Annotated in this window: 28 protein-coding genes and 1 tRNA gene; 11 read left to right on the top strand and 18 right to left on the bottom strand. The window is 69.4% G+C overall.

Annotation, left to right across the window (positions count from 1 at the left end; all coding sequences use genetic code 11):
• Nucleotides 1-32: 32 nt before the first annotated feature.
• The 9 genes from ACYQ78_RS33510 to ACYQ78_RS33470 form a co-directional block, all read right to left on the bottom strand.
• Nucleotides 33-479: a hypothetical protein gene (locus ACYQ78_RS33510; protein WP_459804967.1), complete on the bottom strand. Its 447-nt coding sequence runs from the start codon at nt 477-479 to the stop codon at nt 33-35.
• Complete coding sequence (locus tag ACYQ78_RS33505) at nt 476-1069, bottom strand: hypothetical protein (RefSeq protein ID WP_459804966.1); 594 nt, start codon at nt 1067-1069, stop codon at nt 476-478. The genes ACYQ78_RS33510 and ACYQ78_RS33505 overlap by 4 nt, the downstream gene beginning before the upstream one ends.
• A complete protein-coding gene (locus tag ACYQ78_RS33500) occupies nt 1066-1323 on the bottom strand; it encodes a hypothetical protein (protein ID WP_459804965.1) in 258 nt (85 codons plus the stop codon). The genes ACYQ78_RS33505 and ACYQ78_RS33500 overlap by 4 nt, the downstream gene beginning before the upstream one ends.
• A complete protein-coding gene (locus ACYQ78_RS33495; RefSeq protein WP_459804964.1) occupies nt 1323-1493 on the bottom strand; it encodes a hypothetical protein in 171 nt (56 codons plus the stop codon). The genes ACYQ78_RS33500 and ACYQ78_RS33495 overlap by 1 nt, the downstream gene beginning before the upstream one ends.
• A 154-nt stretch (nt 1494-1647) precedes the next feature.
• Entirely contained in the window at nt 1648-1893 is a 246-nt protein-coding gene (locus ACYQ78_RS33490) for a hypothetical protein (RefSeq protein WP_459804963.1), read from the bottom strand.
• Nucleotides 1894-1948: 55 nt separating this feature from the next.
• The gene (locus ACYQ78_RS33485) at nt 1949-2314 is read right to left on the bottom strand and encodes a hypothetical protein (RefSeq protein WP_459804962.1); all 366 of its coding nucleotides are present in this window, start codon (nt 2312-2314) and stop codon (nt 1949-1951) included.
• Nucleotides 2311-2889, bottom strand: a complete 579-nt coding sequence (locus ACYQ78_RS33480) for a DUF6197 family protein (protein ID WP_459804961.1) — start codon at nt 2887-2889, stop codon at nt 2311-2313. The genes ACYQ78_RS33485 and ACYQ78_RS33480 overlap by 4 nt, the downstream gene beginning before the upstream one ends.
• Nucleotides 2890-2899: 10 nt before the next feature.
• Nucleotides 2900-3238 carry a hypothetical protein gene (locus ACYQ78_RS33475; protein ID WP_459804960.1) on the bottom strand — a complete coding sequence of 113 codons (339 nt, stop codon included), beginning with the start codon at nt 3236-3238 and terminating at the stop codon, nt 2900-2902.
• A complete protein-coding gene (locus ACYQ78_RS33470) occupies nt 3235-3459 on the bottom strand; it encodes a helix-turn-helix domain-containing protein (RefSeq protein ID WP_459804959.1) in 225 nt (74 codons plus the stop codon). The genes ACYQ78_RS33475 and ACYQ78_RS33470 overlap by 4 nt, the downstream gene beginning before the upstream one ends.
• Nucleotides 3460-3629: 170 nt before the next feature.
• On the opposite strand from ACYQ78_RS33470, the gene ACYQ78_RS33465 reads away from it, so the two are divergent.
• The 3 genes from ACYQ78_RS33465 (at nt 3630) to ACYQ78_RS33455 (ending at nt 6259) form a co-directional block, all read left to right on the top strand.
• A complete protein-coding gene (locus ACYQ78_RS33465) occupies nt 3630-4112 on the top strand; it encodes a helix-turn-helix domain-containing protein (RefSeq protein ID WP_459804958.1) in 483 nt (160 codons plus the stop codon).
• A gap of 187 nt (nt 4113-4299) precedes the next feature.
• On the top strand, nt 4300-4680 hold the full coding sequence (locus ACYQ78_RS33460; protein ID WP_459804957.1) for a hypothetical protein: 381 nt from the start codon (nt 4300-4302) through the stop codon (nt 4678-4680).
• Nucleotides 4681-4687: 7 nt separating this feature from the next.
• A complete protein-coding gene (locus ACYQ78_RS33455; protein WP_459804956.1) occupies nt 4688-6259 on the top strand; it encodes a hypothetical protein in 1572 nt (523 codons plus the stop codon).
• Here ACYQ78_RS33455 and ACYQ78_RS33450 read toward each other — a convergent pair whose 3' ends face one another.
• From ACYQ78_RS33450 to ACYQ78_RS33440, 3 genes are all read right to left on the bottom strand, one after another.
• Entirely contained in the window at nt 6260-6505 is a 246-nt protein-coding gene (locus ACYQ78_RS33450; protein ID WP_459804955.1) for a hypothetical protein, read from the bottom strand. It lies immediately after the preceding gene.
• A gap of 9 nt (nt 6506-6514) precedes the next feature.
• A complete protein-coding gene (locus ACYQ78_RS33445; protein WP_459804954.1) occupies nt 6515-6952 on the bottom strand; it encodes a DUF6247 family protein in 438 nt (145 codons plus the stop codon).
• A 108-nt stretch (nt 6953-7060) separates the two neighbouring features.
• A tRNA-Val gene (locus ACYQ78_RS33440) sits at nt 7061-7135 on the bottom strand.
• 447 nt (nt 7136-7582) lie between these two features.
• Here ACYQ78_RS33440 and ACYQ78_RS33435 point away from each other — a divergent pair.
• The 3 genes from ACYQ78_RS33435 (at nt 7583) to ACYQ78_RS33425 (ending at nt 9836) form a co-directional block, all read left to right on the top strand.
• The gene (locus ACYQ78_RS33435; RefSeq protein ID WP_061295511.1) at nt 7583-7999 is read left to right on the top strand and encodes an SsgA family sporulation/cell division regulator; all 417 of its coding nucleotides are present in this window, start codon (nt 7583-7585) and stop codon (nt 7997-7999) included.
• Between the two features lie 53 nt (nt 8000-8052).
• Complete coding sequence (locus tag ACYQ78_RS33430; RefSeq protein WP_459804953.1) at nt 8053-9462, top strand: LVIVD repeat-containing protein; 1410 nt, start codon at nt 8053-8055, stop codon at nt 9460-9462.
• Between the two features lie 74 nt (nt 9463-9536).
• Complete coding sequence (locus tag ACYQ78_RS33425) at nt 9537-9836, top strand: hypothetical protein (protein ID WP_459804952.1); 300 nt, start codon at nt 9537-9539, stop codon at nt 9834-9836.
• Here the strand turns inward: ACYQ78_RS33425 and ACYQ78_RS33420 are convergent.
• Together ACYQ78_RS33420 and ACYQ78_RS33415 are read right to left on the bottom strand one after the other, a co-directional pair.
• Nucleotides 9833-10861, bottom strand: coding sequence for an endonuclease/exonuclease/phosphatase family protein (locus tag ACYQ78_RS33420; protein WP_459804951.1), 1029 nt, complete (start codon nt 10859-10861; stop codon nt 9833-9835). The two genes, ACYQ78_RS33425 and ACYQ78_RS33420, sit on opposite strands and share 4 nt — an antisense overlap.
• The gene (locus ACYQ78_RS33415; RefSeq protein WP_459804950.1) at nt 10810-11340 is read right to left on the bottom strand and encodes a M15 family metallopeptidase; all 531 of its coding nucleotides are present in this window, start codon (nt 11338-11340) and stop codon (nt 10810-10812) included. Before ACYQ78_RS33415 ends, ACYQ78_RS33420 begins: the two co-directional genes overlap by 52 nt.
• Before the next feature lie 87 nt (nt 11341-11427).
• Between ACYQ78_RS33415 and ACYQ78_RS33410 the strand changes: the two genes are divergently transcribed.
• From ACYQ78_RS33410 to ACYQ78_RS33400, 3 genes are read left to right on the top strand one after another with little or no spacing between them, the layout of a single operon-like run.
• Entirely contained in the window at nt 11428-12099 is a 672-nt protein-coding gene (locus ACYQ78_RS33410; RefSeq protein ID WP_459804949.1) for a response regulator transcription factor, read from the top strand.
• Nucleotides 12092-13288: a sensor histidine kinase gene (locus ACYQ78_RS33405; protein ID WP_459804948.1), complete on the top strand. Its 1197-nt coding sequence runs from the start codon at nt 12092-12094 to the stop codon at nt 13286-13288. Before ACYQ78_RS33410 ends, ACYQ78_RS33405 begins: the two co-directional genes overlap by 8 nt.
• The gene (locus tag ACYQ78_RS33400) at nt 13227-13898 is read left to right on the top strand and encodes a sulfotransferase family protein (protein ID WP_459804947.1); all 672 of its coding nucleotides are present in this window, start codon (nt 13227-13229) and stop codon (nt 13896-13898) included. The genes ACYQ78_RS33405 and ACYQ78_RS33400 overlap by 62 nt, the downstream gene beginning before the upstream one ends.
• Here ACYQ78_RS33400 and ACYQ78_RS33395 read toward each other — a convergent pair.
• The 4 genes from ACYQ78_RS33395 to ACYQ78_RS33380 are packed head-to-tail and all read right to left on the bottom strand — an operon-like array spanning nt 13882 to nt 17242.
• The gene (locus ACYQ78_RS33395) at nt 13882-14511 is read right to left on the bottom strand and encodes a DUF305 domain-containing protein (protein WP_459804946.1); all 630 of its coding nucleotides are present in this window, start codon (nt 14509-14511) and stop codon (nt 13882-13884) included. The genes ACYQ78_RS33400 and ACYQ78_RS33395 overlap by 17 nt on opposite strands.
• Entirely contained in the window at nt 14508-15341 is an 834-nt protein-coding gene (locus tag ACYQ78_RS33390; RefSeq protein WP_459804945.1) for an aminotransferase class IV, read from the bottom strand. The genes ACYQ78_RS33395 and ACYQ78_RS33390 overlap by 4 nt, the downstream gene beginning before the upstream one ends.
• A 9-nt stretch (nt 15342-15350) precedes the next feature.
• Nucleotides 15351-16349 (bottom strand): chorismate-binding protein, encoded by a 999-nt coding sequence (locus ACYQ78_RS33385; RefSeq protein ID WP_459804944.1) that lies wholly within the window; start codon nt 16347-16349, stop codon nt 15351-15353.
• A complete protein-coding gene (locus ACYQ78_RS33380) occupies nt 16301-17242 on the bottom strand; it encodes a LysR family transcriptional regulator (protein ID WP_459804943.1) in 942 nt (313 codons plus the stop codon). The genes ACYQ78_RS33385 and ACYQ78_RS33380 overlap by 49 nt, the downstream gene beginning before the upstream one ends.
• Nucleotides 17243-17331: 89 nt before the next feature.
• Between ACYQ78_RS33380 and ACYQ78_RS33375 the strand changes: the two genes are divergently transcribed.
• Both ACYQ78_RS33375 and ACYQ78_RS33370 read left to right on the top strand, forming a co-directional pair.
• Nucleotides 17332-18153: an NAD(P)-dependent oxidoreductase gene (locus ACYQ78_RS33375; protein ID WP_459804942.1), complete on the top strand. Its 822-nt coding sequence runs from the start codon at nt 17332-17334 to the stop codon at nt 18151-18153.
• On the top strand, nt 18150-18533 hold the full coding sequence (locus ACYQ78_RS33370) for a RidA family protein (protein WP_459804941.1): 384 nt from the start codon (nt 18150-18152) through the stop codon (nt 18531-18533). The genes ACYQ78_RS33375 and ACYQ78_RS33370 overlap by 4 nt, the downstream gene beginning before the upstream one ends.
• The last annotated feature ends 85 nt before the right edge of the window (nt 18534-18618 follow it).

The following is an 18618-nucleotide window of genomic DNA, read 5'->3' as shown; positions in this document are numbered from 1 at the left end:
GGAACGGCGGCCGAGGTGACGACGCCGGGATGTCACCTCGGCGGCTGAGGGCCCGAGGCCTGCCCGTTGGAGACGAGCCCGGCCTGGTGCTCCACGTAGGGGCGGCCGAGCTGCGGATCGGGCTGGGGCTGGGGCCACTGCTCGTGCGGCGCGGCGTGCGCCCCGCCCGCCGGCGCGGTCGCGGGCGCCGGGACGTACGGGGCCGGCGGCGCGGGCAGGGCGGGCGGGTTCGGCCCGTCGAGGTCAGGAGCCGGGACCCTGTCACGCGAGGCCAGCAGCCAGACCAGCTGGTGGCGCTGCGCCTGGGCCGCCGTGATCAGCGCGTCCAGGTCGGGGACGTTGTCGAACCAGAGGCTGAAGGACTTTCCGAGGTCGATCGCGACCGCGGGCGTCCTCCCGGCCGGACCGTCCGGGGCGTGGATGGGCCCCGGGGTGATGGGGCCCAGCCGGGAGGCGAGGGACGTTTCGATCGTGCTCATGAACTCTCCGAGGGCGTGAGGGCTACGACCGCGTGCGGTGCGGCCGTGAGATCGGGGGTGTGGTCGGCCAGCACCCACCGCACGGCGGCGGCGCGACTGGTCTGGTGCTCGTCGGTCACGGACGGGACCATGCCGAAGGTGTTGGGCCGGTAGGCGGCCGCGGCGATCCACCGGGACTTGGACAACCGGCCGTTGCCCGTGCGGTAGCGGGAGATGACACCGGCGACGTCGGCCCAGGAGGCGGGCCGCTCGCGCGAGCGGGAGACGATCCAGTAGTTCGGCTCGCCGACGTAGCTGGCCCGGCCCGCGTGGAGCCAGGCCTCGCCCACCCGGATCGGGCGCGAGCCGTAGCCGATGTCCTCGACCGGGCCGCGCATGTGCGACCAGCCCGCCCGGTCGTCGTCGAGCGGCACCTCGACCTGCCACGTGGTGTAGATGCCGCACCCGCCGTCGGCCGGGCAGACAGCCCGGATCGTGAGCTTCCGGGCGGTGGCCAGCTCCGACTCGTCGGTCTGGAGGTCCCAGCCGGGGCTCTTGCACCCGTCCTGGTGTGAGACCGACTTGAGGAAGTAGTCGTTCGCGACGGTCACAGCCGACTCCCAGGGAACTCGTTGGGCGGTGAGGAGCTGCGCAGCCGTACGGCGGCCTGGCGGGCGACGTCGGCGAGCCAGTCCATCGCCTCGGCGTCGGCGGCCCGGTCGGCCGACCGGGCGCCGAGCTCGATGGCGATGGCGTGGTCACCGGTGCACAGCTGAAGGTTCAGGCCGCGGCCGCCGACCGCCTCGAGGTGGATCTCGCCGACGCGCGGATTCCGGATCGTCGTGAGGGTGAACGTCTCGGCCATCAGCCGGCCTTCACCGTGTCCAGGGCGGCGAGCTCGTCGTCCTGGACCTCGGTCCACACTCGGATGTCGACCCCCTGGTAGGTGCCGTCCACCATGTAAGTGGCGTTGGGGAGAGACGAGACCTTGAGGACCGTCGGCGTCGCGTTGAGCGCGTCGCCCCATGCGCGCACGTCGGTGACCCGATCGGCGACCAGACGTCCGGACCTGGAGATGTGGCAGTGCAACCGCTTCGGATCCGCGTGTGGAGGTCCCAGTTTCCGACGGGCAGGTCGAGCGTCAGCAGGTTGGCGAGCACGGCGGCCGTGATCTGCTGCTCGTGGCGGCTCACCGGCCACCGCCGTGCAGGGCGTTGAGGTCGAGGGCGACGGCCAGCTGGGTCCGCATCGCGATCACGGCCGACACGAGCGCGTCAGCCTCGGCGATGCTGGTAACGGTGAGCTCGGCGTCCTGGTCGTCGGCGTGCAGCACGATGCCCGCGACCGGGCGGCCGTCGTGCATGCGTGTCGCCGACCGGTCGACCGTCGTGCACGGCGGGGCCTGTCTGGCCCGGCCGCTACGCTTGATCATCATCGGAAGTCCTTGAGGGCTTGTCGGGTCCCTCGGCGCGCACCGCCGAGGGACCTCGTCATGTCGGGAGATCAGGAAAGGCGGGCATCCCGGGGTAGGGGGTGCCGTCGTCGTCGCGCGGGATCGCGGGGGTCAGCGCCCATTCGGGGATCGCGTCGGGGCTGGTGATCAGGCCGTCGGTCAGGACCGACGCGATCCCCCAGGCGACCTCGCGCGGGAGGGTGAGCCGGGCCTGCAGGCCCGGGTGCTCGATGGCGATGGGAACCGGGTCAGCCTCGCCGCCGATCCGGGCCATCACGTAGCCGCCAGGGCGGCCGTCGACGCCGGGCCACTCGATGCGGTAGAGCGAAGCGTCGGCGAGGTCGCCGAGCAGCTCGTCGACCGGGCCGTCGTCGGCCACGTCGACCGGCACCTGGTAGGTCACGGCTGCACCGGGGCGGTCAGCTCGCCGTTCTCGACCCGGGCGATGCGGGCGATCAGGTGCTCGCGGTAGATGGTGTCCCACTCGTCCATGTCGCCGGAGTGCTCGCACTTGGCGAGGTCGGCGCGGAGCTGGTCGAGCGTCCAGTCGTCCAGGAGCGTGATCTCCTTGGCGAGGGTGGCGTCCTCCTGGGCGCGGTGGTGGTCGTCGGCGGTGGCGGCCAGTTCGAGGCCGGCCCTTACGCCGGTCGAGTCCAGGCCGCAGGCCCAGGCGGCGATCGGCGTGAGGATGTCGTCCGGGAGCTTGCCGCCCTTGGTGCGGTAGTCCCACAGGTCGCGGCGGATGGTGCGCAGGCTGAGGGCCAGGCGCCGCAGGGCGGGCAGGGCCAGGTCGTTGAGCGGCTCCTCGCCGGCCGGGTCCTGGCCGACGGCCTTGCGGATCGCACCGATGACAGTGAGCTCCGGGCCGTCGGCCGGAGGGGCAAGGGGGAAGTCGCGGTGGAATCCGTAGTGCTCGATCAGGTTGGCTGCGGCGCGCAGCACGTGGCCCGGGGTCACGGTCGTTGCGGGGGTGGTCATGGTGCTCCGTTCAGTGGGCCTGGCTGTAGCGACGGCCAGGCCGGGATTCCAGGGGGGCGATGGCGCCGCGCTTCGGCGGCGGGGAGGCCTCGCGCTTGCGCTTCTCCGCGGGCGGTGCCGAAGACTCTGGGGACTGGTTCGCGGTCGCCAGATGGGCGACGACGCCGACGAGTTGAGCTGCTGTCCAGCCGGACTTGCGCCCGTTACGGGTGCAAGGAACCAGGTGGTTGCGGGCGAGGCGAGCGAGGGTCGAGGGGCGGACGATCTTTCCGCCAGGGTCGATCAGCCGAGCGCCCTCTTCGTGGGTGTAGACGCGCGGGACCTCAACCTCCTCGGCCGCCGCGCTCATGCCAGAAGGTCCTTGACCTCACACTCCAGCGCCTCAGCAAGACGCTTGAGGACGTCGGCACCAGCCGACGCAACGTCGCGTTCGATGCGCGAGACGTGCCCGTGCGTGATTCCGGCCTTCACCGCGAGTTGCTCTTGTCCGAGTCCTTTGGACAGACGACGCGAACGAACTTCGGCACCGTTCTGGTAGATCGGCCATCGACGTGATTTCGTCGTTGTCATGAGCAAGACCGTACAGTCACAAGTAAGCACAAGCAAGATGCTTTCTTGCTTTTTGTTACTCGCGCACGGTTGGGGGGTGCCGAGTTTGCTCGCAACCAGGGGGTAGGCCAGTGTGTTCCTGTACGTGACTGCTTGTTCCTCAACTTCGCGTGAAGGGGCCGACAGGAGCCATGGCGAGGGACCTGCCTCCCACACCCGAAGGTGCACTAATTCGAAGGAAGCGGGAGAGCGCGGTGCCGCGTCTCACTGTTCCCGCTGCCGCCGAACGCGCCGGTATGAGCGCGAGCACCTGGGGTCACATCGAACGGGGCTACAAACCCGGACTGCACGGCAAGCCGCCCACACCGTTCTCGGCGTCTGCGCAGATTCTGGCCCACGCGGCATTCGCACTCGGCATCGAGCCGGGCGATCTGAAGTCCGCAGACCGGAATGATGCCGCCCAGATCCTGGAAGAGATGATCATCGCGCGCCAGCAGGAAGAAACGGAGGTCGTGACCGAGGACTTGGGCGGCGGCGAACGGATTACGTACATGGTGCCCAAGGACGCCAGTCCGGCCGACAGGGCACGCCTACGGCGCATGGCCGAAAAGCTGGTCCAAGACTTGGCGGATGAGTACTTCAGCGACGGCAGCGGTCACGGGCATGGCCATTGACTAATCGCGCCAGCGGCCTCTGTCCATTCGGTAAGAAGTAGCTAACCTCGCAATAGAAGTGCCCGCATATGTCGTATTTAACTCGAATTGGAACGTGACGAACGGTGCAGTTCGTGTGATGCTCCCGGGACGCGTGTGGGGCGCGATGTAGGTACGTACGTAGCAAGGCAAGGCACAAGGCAGCCGTATGTCCGTATACCGTCATCTGATCTTCCAGCCCGTTCCGCCCTCTCGCCTCCCGGACAATCGACCTCTCGTCATCGACCGAAAGTGCTGCAGCACGTGGCTCGTCGACGAGACCCTCATCTCTCGAGAACTTGCCGCGCGGTTGACCCGGATCGGCGGTCCGGCGGTGGCCCGGCTCGTCGACCTCGCGGTCCCGGCCGACACGCCATTCGGAGTACTGCGCATCGAACGCGAGGACATGGCCGTGCGCGAGGTCGAGTGGTCCCTGACCTCCGCCGGCTTCTACATCCCCGTCCCCAAGAGCGCGATCCGGGAACGATTAGTCGACCAGATCATCGAGGTCGGCACCGACCGGATGAAGCTCTTCGCCCCCGCGAAGTGAGGAAGTGATGGCCCACAAGGAGTGGCACCGCGACAAGTGGCGGGCGATCTACAAAAAGCCCGACGGCGGCTACAAGAAGACGATCATGGACGACCAGGGCAACATCTTCGGCGACGACGGTGAGGCCGCCCAGCGATTCGGCGACTACCAGGAGGAGCTGATCCGGCGGGGCAAGTGGGTCGACCCCGACGCGTCGAAGATCACCTTCGGGGAGTGGGCGAACCTGTGGATCGCCGGGCAGGACCTGGAGCCCAGCACGATGCGTAACTACCGTTTCATGCTCCAGGGCCACCTGATCCCCGTCTTCGCCGCGCGGGCTCTGGACAGTTTCCGCGTCGAAGAGATGGCTCCCTGGGAGCGGTCGATCGTGGCGGCCGGGTACGCGCCGCGCACCGCGTACGACGCCCGTTCCCTGCTGATCAACATCCTTGGCGACGCGGTGCCGAAATACATCCCCTTCAACCCGGCGGCACGCCGGCGCGGTAAGGGTAAGAAGGGGACTCGCCGGGTCCAAGCGCACCTTCGCGCCGAGAAGGCGTGGGGCACTCCCCTGCAGGCGATCCTGATCGCCGAGCGGGCCGCGATGCTGGCCGGCAGCGACGACGTCTTCGACGCTCTGGTCACGCTCGGCTGGACGGGCATGCGGTGGTCGGAGATGCTCGCCCTCAAGCCAGACGCGATCACCCCCGACGGCAGGCTTTACGTGCGGTGGAAGCTGTACGAGATGTCGGGCGACTTCTACTGGGGCTTCCCCAAGGACGGTTCCATCCGCTACCTGCACATCCCCGACTTCCTACTCGCGCGGTTACGGGTGCGGGCAGCCGCCGCCACGGCGTCGACGTGCACATGCACCGGCCGCGATGAGGAACTGCCGCGCGTCGACGGGGAAGAAGCCATCGAGTGGTGCACCGGCGCGCCCACCCTGTTCCGGACACCGGGGCACGCGCACTACGAGCGGGGGGCGTTCTCAGCCCGAGTCATGCGCCCGGCGGCCGACGGGGAGTACCCGGCAAAGAAGGGCGCCCGCGCCCGGCCAGCCCGGCCGGTGCTCGTCGACGTCGCCGCTCACACGCCCCGCTCCGAGGAGCGAGACGGCCGTTTGGTGGTCGACGTCTCGGCCGCCGCCGCATGGCCAGGCCGGCCGGTGTACTGGCCGTGGCCGAAAGCCGAGAAGGGGCAGCCCTTCGAGCCGCCGCGCGGGCGCGGCCGCCCCAACTGGGCGGCGTGGCCGGAAGGGGAACAGCCACACCTGGCCAGCTGGCTGCCGATCCTGCCCAAGCTCACGCCGCACGGCCTGCGCCACGGCTACCAGACGTGGATGGACGACGGGAGCATCAAGAAGGCGCTGGTGGTCTCCCAAATGGGCCACGAGGACCTGAGCATGTCCGGGGTCTACGGCCACATCACCGACAAGATGGTCGCCGATCTGAAGGGGCTCATGCAGGGCCTGTGGGAGCTGGGCATCGCTCAGCGCTACCAGATCTGGCCGTACTCCCCGGTGCCAGCGCTGGACGCGGAGCTCGCCCGCTGGCGCGAGGGAACCGGCGGCGGGGAGATCACGCTGATCCGGCCCGCGTGATCAACCGAGCCAGTGAATGCGGATGACGTAGACCAGGCGCCTCTCCTCAAGAACGAGGTAGGTGAGCAGGCCGCTCGTGCCGAAGGTCTTGGTGAGCATGTTGCCGACGGGGTTGTTCGCCGGCGGCTCTCCGCTCCACGGCGCGACCTCCAGGACGGCACACGCCTCCATGTAGCTGGCGACCGCTGGGGTCGGCAGTGCGTCGCGTTGCTGCTCGGCGACGGGGTCGAAGGTGATGGCGTACACGCGGTCGGGCTACTCGCCACGCTCGATGCGATCTTTGGCCTGTGCTGTGGCCTCGCCGGTCCACGGCAGTGGGGGGCGCCCCGGGCCGTACCGGGTTCGATCTTGCATGCGCGCCTTCAGGTCGTCGTCCCACGGGACAGCGCCCGGAGGTGTGTCGCCGCGGTTGAGGTGCTCCATGGCGGCCTCGGCCCGGCTCAGGGTGTCGTCGTACTCGGCGGGGTCGGCCTTGAGGACCGCCGTCGCCCACCATCGATCCTGGAAGGCCTTGATGGGGGTGAGGTCGTAGGAGACCTTGGCGTGATCAAGAGCTGATCGGTATTCGCGGTCGAACAGGTCGCGGTCTCCGGGCGGCAGTGCTGCACGGATCGTCTTGGGGCTGCGGTCGTTGTGGAGGATGGCGAGGGTCTCGGCGGGGCTGCGTTGAGGCTCATGGTGCTGAGCAGTCATGACGGCACTCTCCGGGATTTCCCTCGACGGCCACAACTCGTGATCTCCCCGGATTCTCCCCGGAAAGACCTCAGGCCCTTTCCAGTGGAGTGGAAAGGGCCTGTGAGCTGGTGGGCGATACTGGGATCGAACCAGTGACCTCTTCGGTGTGAACGAAGCGCTCTCCCGCTGAGCTAATCGCCCGGGATCGTCGCCCCCTTGCGGGGCCCGACAGGGAAAACCATACCCCACTCCGCCCCCTCCACGCGAAGCGACGAGTGCGCCGGACCCCTGGAGTACCCGCAGTGTCTCGGCTCCGTCCCCGCATCGTCATCGAAAGGTTCTCCAGGAACGGGCGGCGTGGCGGTCTGTTGGCATAGCATCGTGATGCTCCACACTCGACCAATAAGCACCACCTGAAGCCCATCCACGTCTCGGAGGACACGCAAAACCATCGCAAACACCGGGTTGTCTATGGTGTTTGCGCAGGTAGATGCCAAAATGTTCGGCTGCGCTGTGTGTTACAGAACGGCCTGACAGCGGAATCTTCCCTGCAAGGTTTCTTCGTTCCGCGTCATAGCTCGGGACGTGGTCCGTCTGAGCAGTGAAAGCCCCGCAGGGGGTCCCGACGACGAAAAGGTTTGGCTGACGATGAACAGCACCACCGTCTCTGCCGAGCTGGGCCTTCGGCTTGTCGTCCCAGACCGCACGACCGTCCCGCTGTTGGCGGGGTTGAGCTACACCGCCGAAGATCCTTATGCGATCCGCATGGCCTTCCACGTCGGGAACGACGAGCCGGTCGAGTGGATCTTCGCGCGCGAGCTGCTGACCGTCGGCATCGTCCGGCGGGTGGGTGACGGTGACGTCCAGGTGTGGCCGGCGCGGTCCGATGGGGAGCGCACGCTGCACATCAGCCTGACCTCTCCGTTCGGGCAGGCTCTGTTCGAGGTGCCGCTGGCGCCGCTGACCGAGTTCCTCCACCGGACCTACGAGCTGGTGCCGGCCGGGCGTGAGGTCGACTTCATGGATCTCGACGAAGAGCTGACCAACATGCTGTGGAGCTCGTGAAACCGTTACGCATTCCCCACGTAGCCGGGGCATCCGTGCCATAGCGTTCCCATATGAGGCGGATCTTCGGCGCCCTGGTGGTGGCCCTCCTGCTCGCCGGGTGTTCTACTGGCGGCGACACTCCTCCCGAGACGTCGCCTTCCCGGGCGGTTCCCCGGTCGTCGCCGCAGGCGGCGACTTCGGCGCCGAAGCTGGCGGTCGACGCGGTCGGGCACAGCGACAACATCAGGGTCGTCGCGAACGTCCCTCTCGACGCTCCTTTCAACGGTCCCCAGGACTGGGGCACTGATCTCGCCTTTCAGGGCGAATACGCATTCGTCGGGAATTACTCCGGTTTCACCATCGTCGACATCTCCGACCCGGAAAAACCTTCGGTCGTTTCCCGTACGGTGTGCGACGGCGGCCAGAACGACATCTCGGTGACCGGGAATCTTCTCTTCCTTTCGGTCGACTACCCCATGGACGGCGCGTCCTGCGCGGCGGGGGCCGGTGAAGAAGGGTCGGCCTCGTCGTGGGAGGGCGTACGGATCTTCGACGTCTCCGACAAGAAGCAGCCGAAGTACGTGACCTCGATCCAGACCGAGTGCGGCTCCCATACCCATGCGGTATTGCCGGGCGAGAAGACCGTGTACGTCTACGTCGCCTCCTCCGGCCCGGTTCCCGGCTCGGAGACCTGTCCGCCTCCGCACGCCGCCATGGACATCATCGAGGTGCCCGTCGACGCCCCCGAGAAGGCCCGGGTGGCGGCCAAGCCTCCCGTGTTCGGGGCGCGGCCCCTCGAGGAGGGCGCGGAGATGACCGATCCTCGGGGCTGCCACGACGTGACCGTCTATCCGGAGCTGAAGCTCGCCGCGGGGGCCTGTTTCGGGGATGGCGTGCTGATGGACATCTCCAATCCCCTCGTGCCGAAGGTGCTCCAGGTCGTACAGGACCCGAATTTCGCTGTCTGGCATTCGGCCACCTTCAACAATGACGGCACGAAACTGGTGTTCAGCGACGAACTCGGCGGCGGCACCTCGGCGACCTGTGACCGGGGTTCCGGAATGCAGGAGGGCGCGAACGCCATTTACGATCTGACGCCTGAGCGCACCCTTCAGCGGCGCGGCTATTTCAAAATCGGCCGGGAACAGACGCCGGAGGAGAACTGCGTCGCGCACAACGGCTCGCTGATCCCGGTCGAGGGCAAGGACATCATGGTCCAGGGCTGGTATCAGGGCGGCGTCTCGGTGTGGGACTTCACCGATTCGGCGAACGCCAAGGAGATCGCCTATTTCGAGCGGGGGCCGCTGCGGGCGGGGCTCGAACTGGGCGGGTCGTGGTCGGCCTACTACTACAACGGGTTCATCTACTCCAGCGACATCACCAAGGGCCTCGACATCCTGGAGATCAACGACCCGCTGACCGACCCGGCGAAGAGCGTGAAGATGCCCGAACTCAACGTCCAGAGCCAGCGGAGGTTCTGAGCATGAGCGGCCGTTTCACCGGCGCGGACTTCTAGGTCCACGCCAGAGGTACTGGCGGGGCCGAGAGGTCGCGCATGTCCCGCACCATCCACCACATCCGGCAGAGGCATTTCCGGGCCGAATCCCGGCACTGGATTTTCGCGCTGCGTTATTCGCGCGGGAATTCGGCGCCGTCAAGGGTCACCCGCGTCGTCGTCATCCGGAAGCTCCACCGTCGTTCCGTCGCGGACGAGGCGATCCAATTTCAACGGCGGCGGCGCGCGGCCGATCGGGTGACCGCCCGGATGGCGCTTCAGGTCCTCCGGGCCGATCCGACGGCGGAGATCGAGTTCGGTGATCCCCGCCACCGGCGCCACGCCCTCTGGCTGGCCTAGTCGAAAACCACGACGCCGATTCTGGCCGCGACCGGCAGATGGTCGCTGCCGGTGGCCGGGAGCACCCACGAGCTCTTGGGCTGTACGCCGCGTACCAGGATCTGGTCGATGCGCGCCACCGGGAAGGCCGCGGGGAAGGTGAAGCCGAAGCCGTGCCCCACCTCGTCGTGGACGGGACGCAGGTGTGCGGTGAGACCGGCGAAGGCGCGGTCGTTCGTGGTGCCGTTGAGGTCGCCGAGCACGACCAGCCGCTCGTTCTCGTCGGCGGCGACGGCCTCGGCGAGTGCCCGCGCGCCGCGATCGCGGCTGTCGGTCCAGAAGCCGTTGCGGGGGAACACCCGCACCGATCCGAGGTGGGCGACGTACACCCCCAGAGGACCGTGCTCCGTCGCCACGGTGGCGCGCAGTGCCCGGGTGTCGGCCGACTTGGCGGCGGCCGGGATGGTGTCGGCGAGGGGTCCGGCGTCCATGGCGAGGTCGACTGGGCGGGGGCCGGTCAGGGGCAGCCTGCTCCAGAGGCCGACCGTGCCCTCGACTGTGTGGTGGGGGTAGGCCGCGGCCAGTTCCCTCTCGTAGAGCGGTCTCATCTGAGGGGTGATCTCCTCCAGGGCCAGGAGGTCGGCGCCGGAGGCGGCCAGGGCGCGGGCGGTGCCGGCCGGGTCGGGGTTGGCGGCGCCGACGTTGTGGGTGACCGCGGTGAGGTCGCCGCCCGGCTGCGACTTGTCGACCAGCAGCCCGCCGAAGAGGCTCAGCCACACTCCCACGGGGAGCAGGAGCGCGACCGCCGTGGTGGCGGAGCGGCGCCACCACGCTCCGGCCAGCAGTACCGGGACGAACACCCCGAACCACGGCAGGAAGGTGTCCACCAGGCTGCCGAGGCCGCCCCGGTCGGTGATGGACGTGTGCAGCAGCAGGAGCAGGCCGAGCGACAGCGCCAGGGCGGCGAACACGGGGCCGCGCTTCCACGTGGTGGTCACCGGTGCATCCTCGGGTCGTGGGTGGGGTCGGCGTACAGGGGCGGGCATCCGTCGTCGATCGCGGCGGGGCGGAGTTCGTAGTGCCAGGGTTCGTTCTCGTAGATCTGGCAGAGCCCGTAGGCGGCGCCGTGCTCGGACAGCCAGGAGGTGGCGTCGGATGCTCCGAGGTCGGCCGCGTCTCCGCGTACGTGGCGGGAGGTCTTCGCGGTGGCCACCCATCGGGCGGCCTCCTCTTCCGAGCCGTACGTCTCCACCGCCTCCCGCAGCAGTTGGGTCTGACGCTTCGCCGAACGCCAGCCGCTGTTGACGTAGACGACGATCCCGGCCTCGGCGGCGTCGGTCGCGGCGGCGCGCAGCGCGCGGAGCAGGTCGGGGTCGAGGTTGGTGACCCCCGCGAACTCGTCGTCGAACACCGTCACCCCGCCGGGGAGGCCGCCGTCGGGACCGCGTGCAGGCTGGGCGGCGGCGACGGGCGAGCAGGCCACGGTGATCACGGCGAGGCTGAGGGCGAGAGGTGCTCGAAGCATGGCGCCAGTGAACGGAACAGGCTGTTACCAGCGCGTATGCGGTTTTCGATACGCTGACGATACGCATCGGTTCGTAGCATCACGAGGATGCGCGTGCTGATCGTCGAGGACGAACCTTATCTGGCGGAGGCCATCCGCGACGGCCTCCGGCTGGACGCCATCGCCGCCGACATCGCCGGCGACGGCGACACGGCGCTCGAACTGCTGAACGTCAATGTGTACGACATCGCCGTCCTCGACCGCGACATCCCCGGGCCGTCGGGCGACGAGATCGCGCGGCACATCGTATCCACGGGCAGTGGCCTGCCCATCCTCATGCTCACCGCCGCCGAGCGCCTGGACGACAAGGCGTCCGGCTTCGCGCTCGGCGCCGACGACTATCTCACCAAGCCGTTCGAGCTGCGCGAACTCGTCCTGAGACTGAGGGCGCTCGACCGCAGGCGCGGCCGCAGCAGGCCGCCGGTGCGGGAGATCGCGGGGCTGCGGCTCGATCCGTTCCGCCGGGAGGTCTACCGTGACGGCCGCTATGTCGCGCTGACCAGGAAGCAGTTCGCCGTGCTCGAAGTGCTCGTCGCGGCCGAAGGTGGGGTGGTCAGCGCCGAGGAGCTGCTGGAACGCGCATGGGACGCCAACGCCGACCCTTTCACCAACGCCGTACGCATCACCGTCTCGGCGCTGCGCAAACGCCTCGGCGAACCCCCGATCATCGCCACCCTCCCCGGCGTCGGCTACCGCATCGACGGAGGTGAACGTGACTAGAGCACCCGGGTTGAGCGTGCGGCTCCGGCTGACCCTCAGCTACGCCGGGTTCCTCCTGCTGACCGGCGCCCTGCTGCTCGCGGCCGTGTGGGTGTTCACCCTGCGCCACCTGCCCGAATACACGAACGTCGAGGGAGGCGTGCTGCCGCGGGCGGACCTCGTGCGCGATCTCGGGTCGGCCGCGGGCGTGCTGCTGTTCTTCCTGCTGGTGGTCGGCCTCGCGGGAGGGTGGTTCCTGGCCGGGCGGATGCTCGCGCCGCTGACCCGCGTCACCGACGCCACCCGGCTGGCGTCCACGGGCTCGCTGTCGCACCGGATCCGCCTGCCCGGCCGGGCCGACGAGTTCCGCGAACTCGCCGACGCCTTCGACGGCATGCTCGAACGTCTTGAGGCCCATGTGGCCGAGCAGCGCAGGTTCGCCGCCAACGCCTCCCACGAGCTGCGCACCCCGCTCGCGATCTCCAAGGCGCTGCTGGACGTGGCCCGCACCGGCCCCGGCCACGACCCCGGCGAGGTCATCGAGCGCCTCCACGCGGTCAACACCCGCGCCATCGACCTGACGGAGGCGCTGCTCCTGCTCAGCCGCGCCGACCAGCGGTCGTTCACTCGTGAGTACGTGGACCTGTCGCTCCTGGCGGAGGAGGCCACCGAGACGCTGCTGCCGCTCGCGGAGGAACGCGGGATCACCCTCAAGACCTCCGGTGACATCGCGCCTGCCGCCGGATCGCCGACCCTGCTGCTGCAGGTGGTGACGAATCTCGTACAGAACGCGATCGTTCACAATCTGCCAGGTCAGGGCACCGTGTGGGTCACCACCAGGGTTCATTCGACAACCGTGGTGCTCGCGGTGGAGAACACCGGCGAGACGCTCGGCCCTGGTTTGATCTCGACCCTCACCGAGCCGTTCCGGCGGGGCGGCGGGCGGATCCGGACCGACGACGCGGGGGTCGGCCTCGGCCTGGCGATCGTCAAGACCATCACCCACGCCCACGACGGGACTCTCACCCTCACCGCGCGCCCCTCCGGAGGGATGCGCGTGACCGTTGAACTCCCCGCGACGGCGTGGCTCCCGAACGGCTCCCCGCCCATCGGTGACGATCAAGGGACAACCACCGGGGAGGCTGTTCGTGGACGTCGTCGGCGCCGGGTTCGGACGGACCGGCACCCTGTCCCTGAAAGCGGCCCTTGAGCTGCTGGGATTCGGTCCGTGCTACCACATGGCCGATGTGATCGAGGAGCCGTACCGGATCGGGCAGTGGCTCGACGTCGGCGACGGGAAGACCACCGACTGGGACATGATCTTCCGGGGGTTCCGTTCGGCGGTCGACTTCCCGGCGGTGTCCTACTGGCGGGAGCTGACCGACCATTATCCGTCGGCGAAGGTCATCCTGACCGTGCGCGACCCGGAGCGCTGGTACGAAAGCGCGCGGGAGACCATCTTCCGTCGCCAGCACGACGCGCCGCAGGGGTTCCTGCACCGGCTGGTGACGTGGCGGGTGCCGGAGTACGCGCTGTTCCCCCAGATGGCCCGCGCGACGGTGGCCGACCGGGTGTTCGACGGGCGGCTGGACGACCGGGAGTACTGCATCGGAGTGTTCCGGCGGCACATCGAGGAGGTCCGGGCGACGATCCCGGCGGAGCGGCTGCTGGTCTTCGAGTGCCGGGAGGGGTGGGAGCCGCTGTGCCGGTTCCTGGGCGTACCGGTTCCGGAGGTGCCGTTTCCGCACGTCAACGACCGGACGCACTTCAACCGGCGGCAGCCGTGGCGGGAGTTGCGGCTGCTCATCCGGGGGCGTTGAGGATCGAGCGCATGCGGCCGATCTCGATCTGCTGGCCCGAGACGATGTCCATCGCCAGGGTCTTCATCAGGCGGTCGCGGCCCTCTTTGAGCTGCTCCCCCGCCATCTCCAGCGCCCCCTCGTGGTGCCGGATCATCAGCTTCAGGAACAGCGCGTCGAACGCCGCCCCCCGCTCCTCCCGCAGCCGATTCATCTCGGCCAGGGACGCCATCCCATAACCGCTCATGTGAGCGTGCCCGGCCGGGACCTCGCGTCCGAGCCGCGTCAGCCACCCCGTCAGCACCTTGATCTCCGGCTGCTGGGCGGCGGTGATCCGTCCGGCCAGGGCCTTCACCCGCGCGTCGGAGGCGCGGTCGGGAACCAGGCCGGTCATCTCCAGCGCCTGCCGGTGGTGGCCCACCATCCCCTCGGCGAAGCGCACGTCGGCCGCCGACACCTCGGCGCCGTAGGTGCCGAGGGTCTGGCCGGGGGTCGCGACGGTGCCGCTCGAACCGGGTTCCCCGGGCAGGACCACCGGGGGCCCCGAACCGGCGACGACCGGCCGGGGCTCGTCGACGCCGGGTGAGCAGGCGGCCACCGCCGTGAGGGCGATGGCCGCTAAAGCGCGTCTCACGGGTCGAGGTCGTCGGCCGCGCGGGCGGCGAAGGCCTCCATGGCCGCCTTGGTCACCGGGCCGGGGCCGACCGGGAGGGCCTTGCCGTCGACCAGGCCGATCGGCTGGATGTCGCGGGTCGTCGAGGTGAGGAAGGCCTCTTCCGCGTCGTAGAGCGCCGCGAGGGGGACGTCCTCCTCGATCGCGTCGGGGTACCACTCCAGGGCCAGGGCCCTGGTCACGCCGGCCAGGCAGCCCGACGAGAGGGTCGGGGTGATCAGGCGGCCCTTGCTGACGATGAAGATGTTGCTGCCGGTGCCCTCGCAGAGGTTGCCGGCGAGGTTCTCGAAGATGGCCTCGCCGCCGCCGCGCTCCTTGGCGTAGGCGAGGGCCTTGGCGTTGTCGCCGTAAGAGGTCGACTTCACGCCCGACAGGGCGCCGCGCTCGTTGCGGGGCCACGGCACGACGACGACGTCGGCGGTGAGCGGGAACGGCTTCTGCTCGCCGACGATGATGATCGTGTTGGTGCCCTCGGTGCCGCGGTCGCTGCCCAGCGGGCCCGGACCGCTCGTGTACGTGATGCGGATCCGCCCCAGCGGCCACTGCGGCGCGGCGGCGACCGTCGCGCGGACGCCGTCGGCGATGGCGGCGGTGTCGGGTTCGGGGAGGTCCATGCGCTTGGCCGAGAGGGCGAGGCGGTCGAGGTGGCGGGTGAGGGCGAAGACCTCACCGTTCATGACCTTGATCGTCTCGAAGACGCCGTCGCCGACCATGAGCCCGTGGTCGAAGACGGACACGACCGCCTTCTCGGGGGCGATCAGGTCGCCGTTGACCCAGATGGGAACCGCCATTTGACCGTTTTACCCTTCGTCTGAGCGGGATGCGAGCGCGATGAGCCGGGAGGCCTTCAGCTCCGTCTCGCGCCATTCGTGCCCGGGGTCGGAGCCCCAGGTGATGCCGGCACCGGTGCCGAAGCGGATCTCCTCACCGGTGATCCAGAAGGTGCGGATGCCCACCGCCAGGGCGGCCTCACGCCGATCGGCGTCGACCCAGCCCACCGCCCCACAGTATGGCCCCCGGGGCGCTGGTTCGAGCGCATTGATGATGCTCAGCGCCGACGATTTCGGCGCACCCGTGACGGAACCGGGAGGGAACGTCGCCGCGAAGATCTCCGGCCACGACCTTTCCGTTCTGGCCTGGACGGTCGACACGAGGTGCACCAGCCCCGGATGCTCCTCCACCACGCAGAGCTCGGGAACCGTGACCGATCCCACATCGGCGACGATGCCCAGGTCGTTGCGGACCAGGTCGACGATCATCACGTTCTCGGCGTAGTCCTTCTCCAGCAGGTCGGCCGAGGTCACCCCGGTGCCCTTGATCGGCCTCGACGTGATCACCGGCCCCGACCGTCCGAGATAGAGCTCGGGTGAGGCCGACACCACGGTCAGCCCGGGGATCTGGATCACCGCCGAGTGGGGCGCCGGGTTGCCCTCGGCCAGCAGACCTGCCAGCGCGAGCGGATCGCTCCTGGTCGCGAGGGGCGCGGTCAGCACCCGGCACAGGTTGGCCTGGTAGACCTCGCCCCGTTCGATGTGCTCGCGGATGGCGCGGACGCCCGATTCGTACCCCTCCTGATCGAGGGACGAGCTCCACTCCGACGGACGCGGCCCGATCCACGGCCCCCGAGGGGCCGGAAGCGGCGCGGGACGCACGTCGTCGAACCGGGCGAGGGTGACCTTCCCCTCGAACTCCACCACGACGGCCCACCAGCCGCCCGAGTCGAGGGCGGCCAGGTCGGTGGCGACGTCGCTCAGGCCGGTGGCCAGGCGGCCCGCGACGTGGGCGAAGGCGTCGTGCATCCGGCCATTCTCCCAGCAGCCCCGGCGAGCACTCGAGTCAGTTCCCTCGCTGCGGGCAGCGCGACGCGGGGCGACGCGGCGAACACGGTCCGGCGCGGGGCCCGCTGGGCGATCGGGCGCAGCACCAGGTCGGGCCGCATGCCCTGAATGGCCAGCGCCGGTACGAGCGTCACGCCCAGCCCCGCCGCGACGAAGCCGAGCTTCCCCGTCCACTCCCCCACCCGCATGCTCACCTTCGGAGTGAACCCCGCCTCGGCGCAGGCGGCGGCCAGCATGAGCCCCTGACCGGGCCGGGCGCCCTCGATCCAGTTGTCGTCGCGGAGGTCGTGCAGGTCGATGACCTGCTGCGATGCCAGACGGTGGTCGCTGGGGAGGCCGATGAGGAACTCCTCCTCCAGCAGCGGTTCGAGGACGATCGACGGCGGCGCGTCGAGCCCGGCCGGGTAGTCGCTGACCACGGCGACGTCGATGGCGCCCTGTTCGAGCCGATCGACGAGATGGCCGGTCAGCCCCTCGATGAGGGTGGTGTCGACGTCGGGGAACTCGGCCCGGTAGTCCTTCAGCGCGGCCGGGACCAGCGCGGCGTTGGCCGTGGCGAACGCGCCGACGCGCAGCCGCCCGCCGGTCCCCCGGTGGATGGCGGCGAGCTCCTCCCCCGCCCGCTGGAGGCGTTCGAGCACGTCACGGGTGTGCTTGTGGAGGGTGACGCCGGCGGGAGTGAGTCGTACACCCCGGGGAAGCCGCTCGAAGAGCGGGCCGCCCGCGCGGACCTCCAGCGCCGCGACGCGGCGGGAGACGGCGGACTGCGTGTACCGGAGCTCCATCGCCGCCGCCGTGAAGGAGCCGAGCCGCGCCACCGCGTCGATCAGACGCAGCGAGTCGGTGTCGAACACAGGAACTCCTTTTGGGTATTCCGTGGACGCATGCCTTCCATGAAATGTACGCGTTGGTGGAATACCTTGGCCGGGGCTAGGGTCGAAATGTGATCGCTTTTCTGGGATTGGGGAACATGGGTTCCCCCATGGCCCGCCGCCTCGTCGCCGCGGGCCAGAAGGTGACCGTCTGGAACCGCAAGCCGAAGGAGCTCCCCGGCGCGTCCGTGGCCGACTCCGCGGCCGAGGCGGTGTCGGGCGCGGAGATCGTCATCTCGATGCTGTCCAACCCGCTCGCCGTGGCCGAGGTCGCCGAGGCGGCGAAGTCCGGGCTGTCGGCCGGGACGATCTGGGTGGAGATGTCTACCATCGGCCCTGACGCCGTGGCCACCCTGCGCGCGCAGTTGCCCGCCGAGGTGGAGCTGATCGACGCGCCGGTGCTCGGCACGGTCGGCCCGGCCACCGAGGGCAAGCTGCGGGTGATCGCGGGCGGCGAGACGGCCGCGTTCGAGAGGGTTCAGGGTGTGCTGGGGGTGTTCGGCACCGTTCACCACTATGGGGCGCTGGGCGCCGGGGCGAAGATGAAGCTCGCCGTGATGGCCGGGCAGCTGTCGGTGCAGGTCCTGATGGCGGAGAACCTGGCCTACGTGCAGCGGCTCGGCCTCTCGACCGGCGACTACTTCGACCTGCTCGACGCGACACTGCTCGGCGCGGTGGGCGCGCGGCTGCGGTCGGTGGTCGAGGAGGGTGTGCCGGAGACGCGCTTCAAACTGTCCCTGGCCGCCAAGGACCTCACGCTGGCGACGGAAGGCCCCGGCGAGGTTCAGACGCTGACCGCCGCCGCGCGGGACCGTCTCGCGGAGGCCGCCGCTTCCGGCCGCGGTGAAGGCGACATCACGGGCATCGTGCCCGCGGTGCTGGAACTGCCGTGAAGATCAACCCTTCGACGGTACCGGCCACCAACGGGCGCTACTCGCACGCCGTCAGAACCGGTGACCTGCTCTTCGTCTCCGGCCAGGTGGCCGTGGCCGACGGCGAGGTCATCGCGCCGGGCGACATGACCAAGCAGTCGGAGGTCGTGTACGAGTACCTCCGGCTCATCCTCGAAGATCAGGGGTGCACCTTCGAGGACGTCGCCCACATCCGGACCTTCCTGACCGACATGGACGCCCTGCTCGACCATGCGGCCGTGCGGGCGCGGTACATGCCGTCACCGCCCCCGGCCAGCACGACGGTGGAGGTGTCCAGGCTGTTCATGCCGGGGCTGGTGGTCGAGGTCGAACTGGTGGCAGACGTCGCGGCGCGCGGGTAGCGCGGCCGGTCGGCGCTCGGCTGCGGTGGGGGCTTCAGCGGTGGTCGGTGCCAGGGTGGGCGGAGCCGTAACGGAAGAAAGATCT

The organism is Herbidospora sp. RD11066, from assembly GCF_054661255.1.
The sequence above is the reverse complement of the archived record's forward strand: the minus strand, read 5'-3'. Positions and strand labels throughout refer to the sequence as shown.

What these genes read in the sequence shown, in the direction of transcription:
- ACYQ78_RS33510 (WP_459804967.1), bottom strand. Translation starts at nt 479, where the DNA reads ATGAGCACGATCGAAACGTCCCTCGCCTCCCGGCTGGGCCCCATCACC.
- ACYQ78_RS33500 (WP_459804965.1), bottom strand. Translation starts at nt 1,323, where the DNA reads ATGGCCGAGACGTTCACCCTCACGACGATCCGGAATCCGCGCGTCGGC.
- ACYQ78_RS33490 (WP_459804963.1), bottom strand. Translation starts at nt 1,893, where the DNA reads ATGATGATCAAGCGTAGCGGCCGGGCCAGACAGGCCCCGCCGTGCACG.
- ACYQ78_RS33480 (WP_459804961.1), bottom strand. Translation starts at nt 2,889, where the DNA reads ATGACCACCCCCGCAACGACCGTGACCCCGGGCCACGTGCTGCGCGCC.
- ACYQ78_RS33475 (WP_459804960.1), bottom strand. Translation starts at nt 3,238, where the DNA reads ATGAGCGCGGCGGCCGAGGAGGTTGAGGTCCCGCGCGTCTACACCCAC.
- ACYQ78_RS33470 (WP_459804959.1), bottom strand. Translation starts at nt 3,459, where the DNA reads ATGACAACGACGAAATCACGTCGATGGCCGATCTACCAGAACGGTGCC.
- ACYQ78_RS33465 (WP_459804958.1), top strand. Translation starts at nt 3,630, where the DNA reads ATGGCGAGGGACCTGCCTCCCACACCCGAAGGTGCACTAATTCGAAGG.
- ACYQ78_RS33460 (WP_459804957.1), top strand. Translation starts at nt 4,300, where the DNA reads ATGTCCGTATACCGTCATCTGATCTTCCAGCCCGTTCCGCCCTCTCGC.
- ACYQ78_RS33455 (WP_459804956.1), top strand. Translation starts at nt 4,688, where the DNA reads ATGGCCCACAAGGAGTGGCACCGCGACAAGTGGCGGGCGATCTACAAA.
- ACYQ78_RS33445 (WP_459804954.1), bottom strand. Translation starts at nt 6,952, where the DNA reads ATGACTGCTCAGCACCATGAGCCTCAACGCAGCCCCGCCGAGACCCTC.
- ACYQ78_RS33435 (WP_061295511.1), top strand. Translation starts at nt 7,583, where the DNA reads ATGAACAGCACCACCGTCTCTGCCGAGCTGGGCCTTCGGCTTGTCGTC.
- ACYQ78_RS33430 (WP_459804953.1), top strand. Translation starts at nt 8,053, where the DNA reads ATGAGGCGGATCTTCGGCGCCCTGGTGGTGGCCCTCCTGCTCGCCGGG.
- ACYQ78_RS33425 (WP_459804952.1), top strand. Translation starts at nt 9,537, where the DNA reads ATGTCCCGCACCATCCACCACATCCGGCAGAGGCATTTCCGGGCCGAA.
- ACYQ78_RS33420 (WP_459804951.1), bottom strand. Translation starts at nt 10,861, where the DNA reads ATGCCCGCCCCTGTACGCCGACCCCACCCACGACCCGAGGATGCACCG.
- ACYQ78_RS33415 (WP_459804950.1), bottom strand. Translation starts at nt 11,340, where the DNA reads ATGCTTCGAGCACCTCTCGCCCTCAGCCTCGCCGTGATCACCGTGGCC.
- ACYQ78_RS33410 (WP_459804949.1), top strand. Translation starts at nt 11,428, where the DNA reads ATGCGCGTGCTGATCGTCGAGGACGAACCTTATCTGGCGGAGGCCATC.
- ACYQ78_RS33390 (WP_459804945.1), bottom strand. Translation starts at nt 15,341, where the DNA reads ATGGCGGTTCCCATCTGGGTCAACGGCGACCTGATCGCCCCCGAGAAG.
- ACYQ78_RS33385 (WP_459804944.1), bottom strand. Translation starts at nt 16,349, where the DNA reads ATGCACGACGCCTTCGCCCACGTCGCGGGCCGCCTGGCCACCGGCCTG.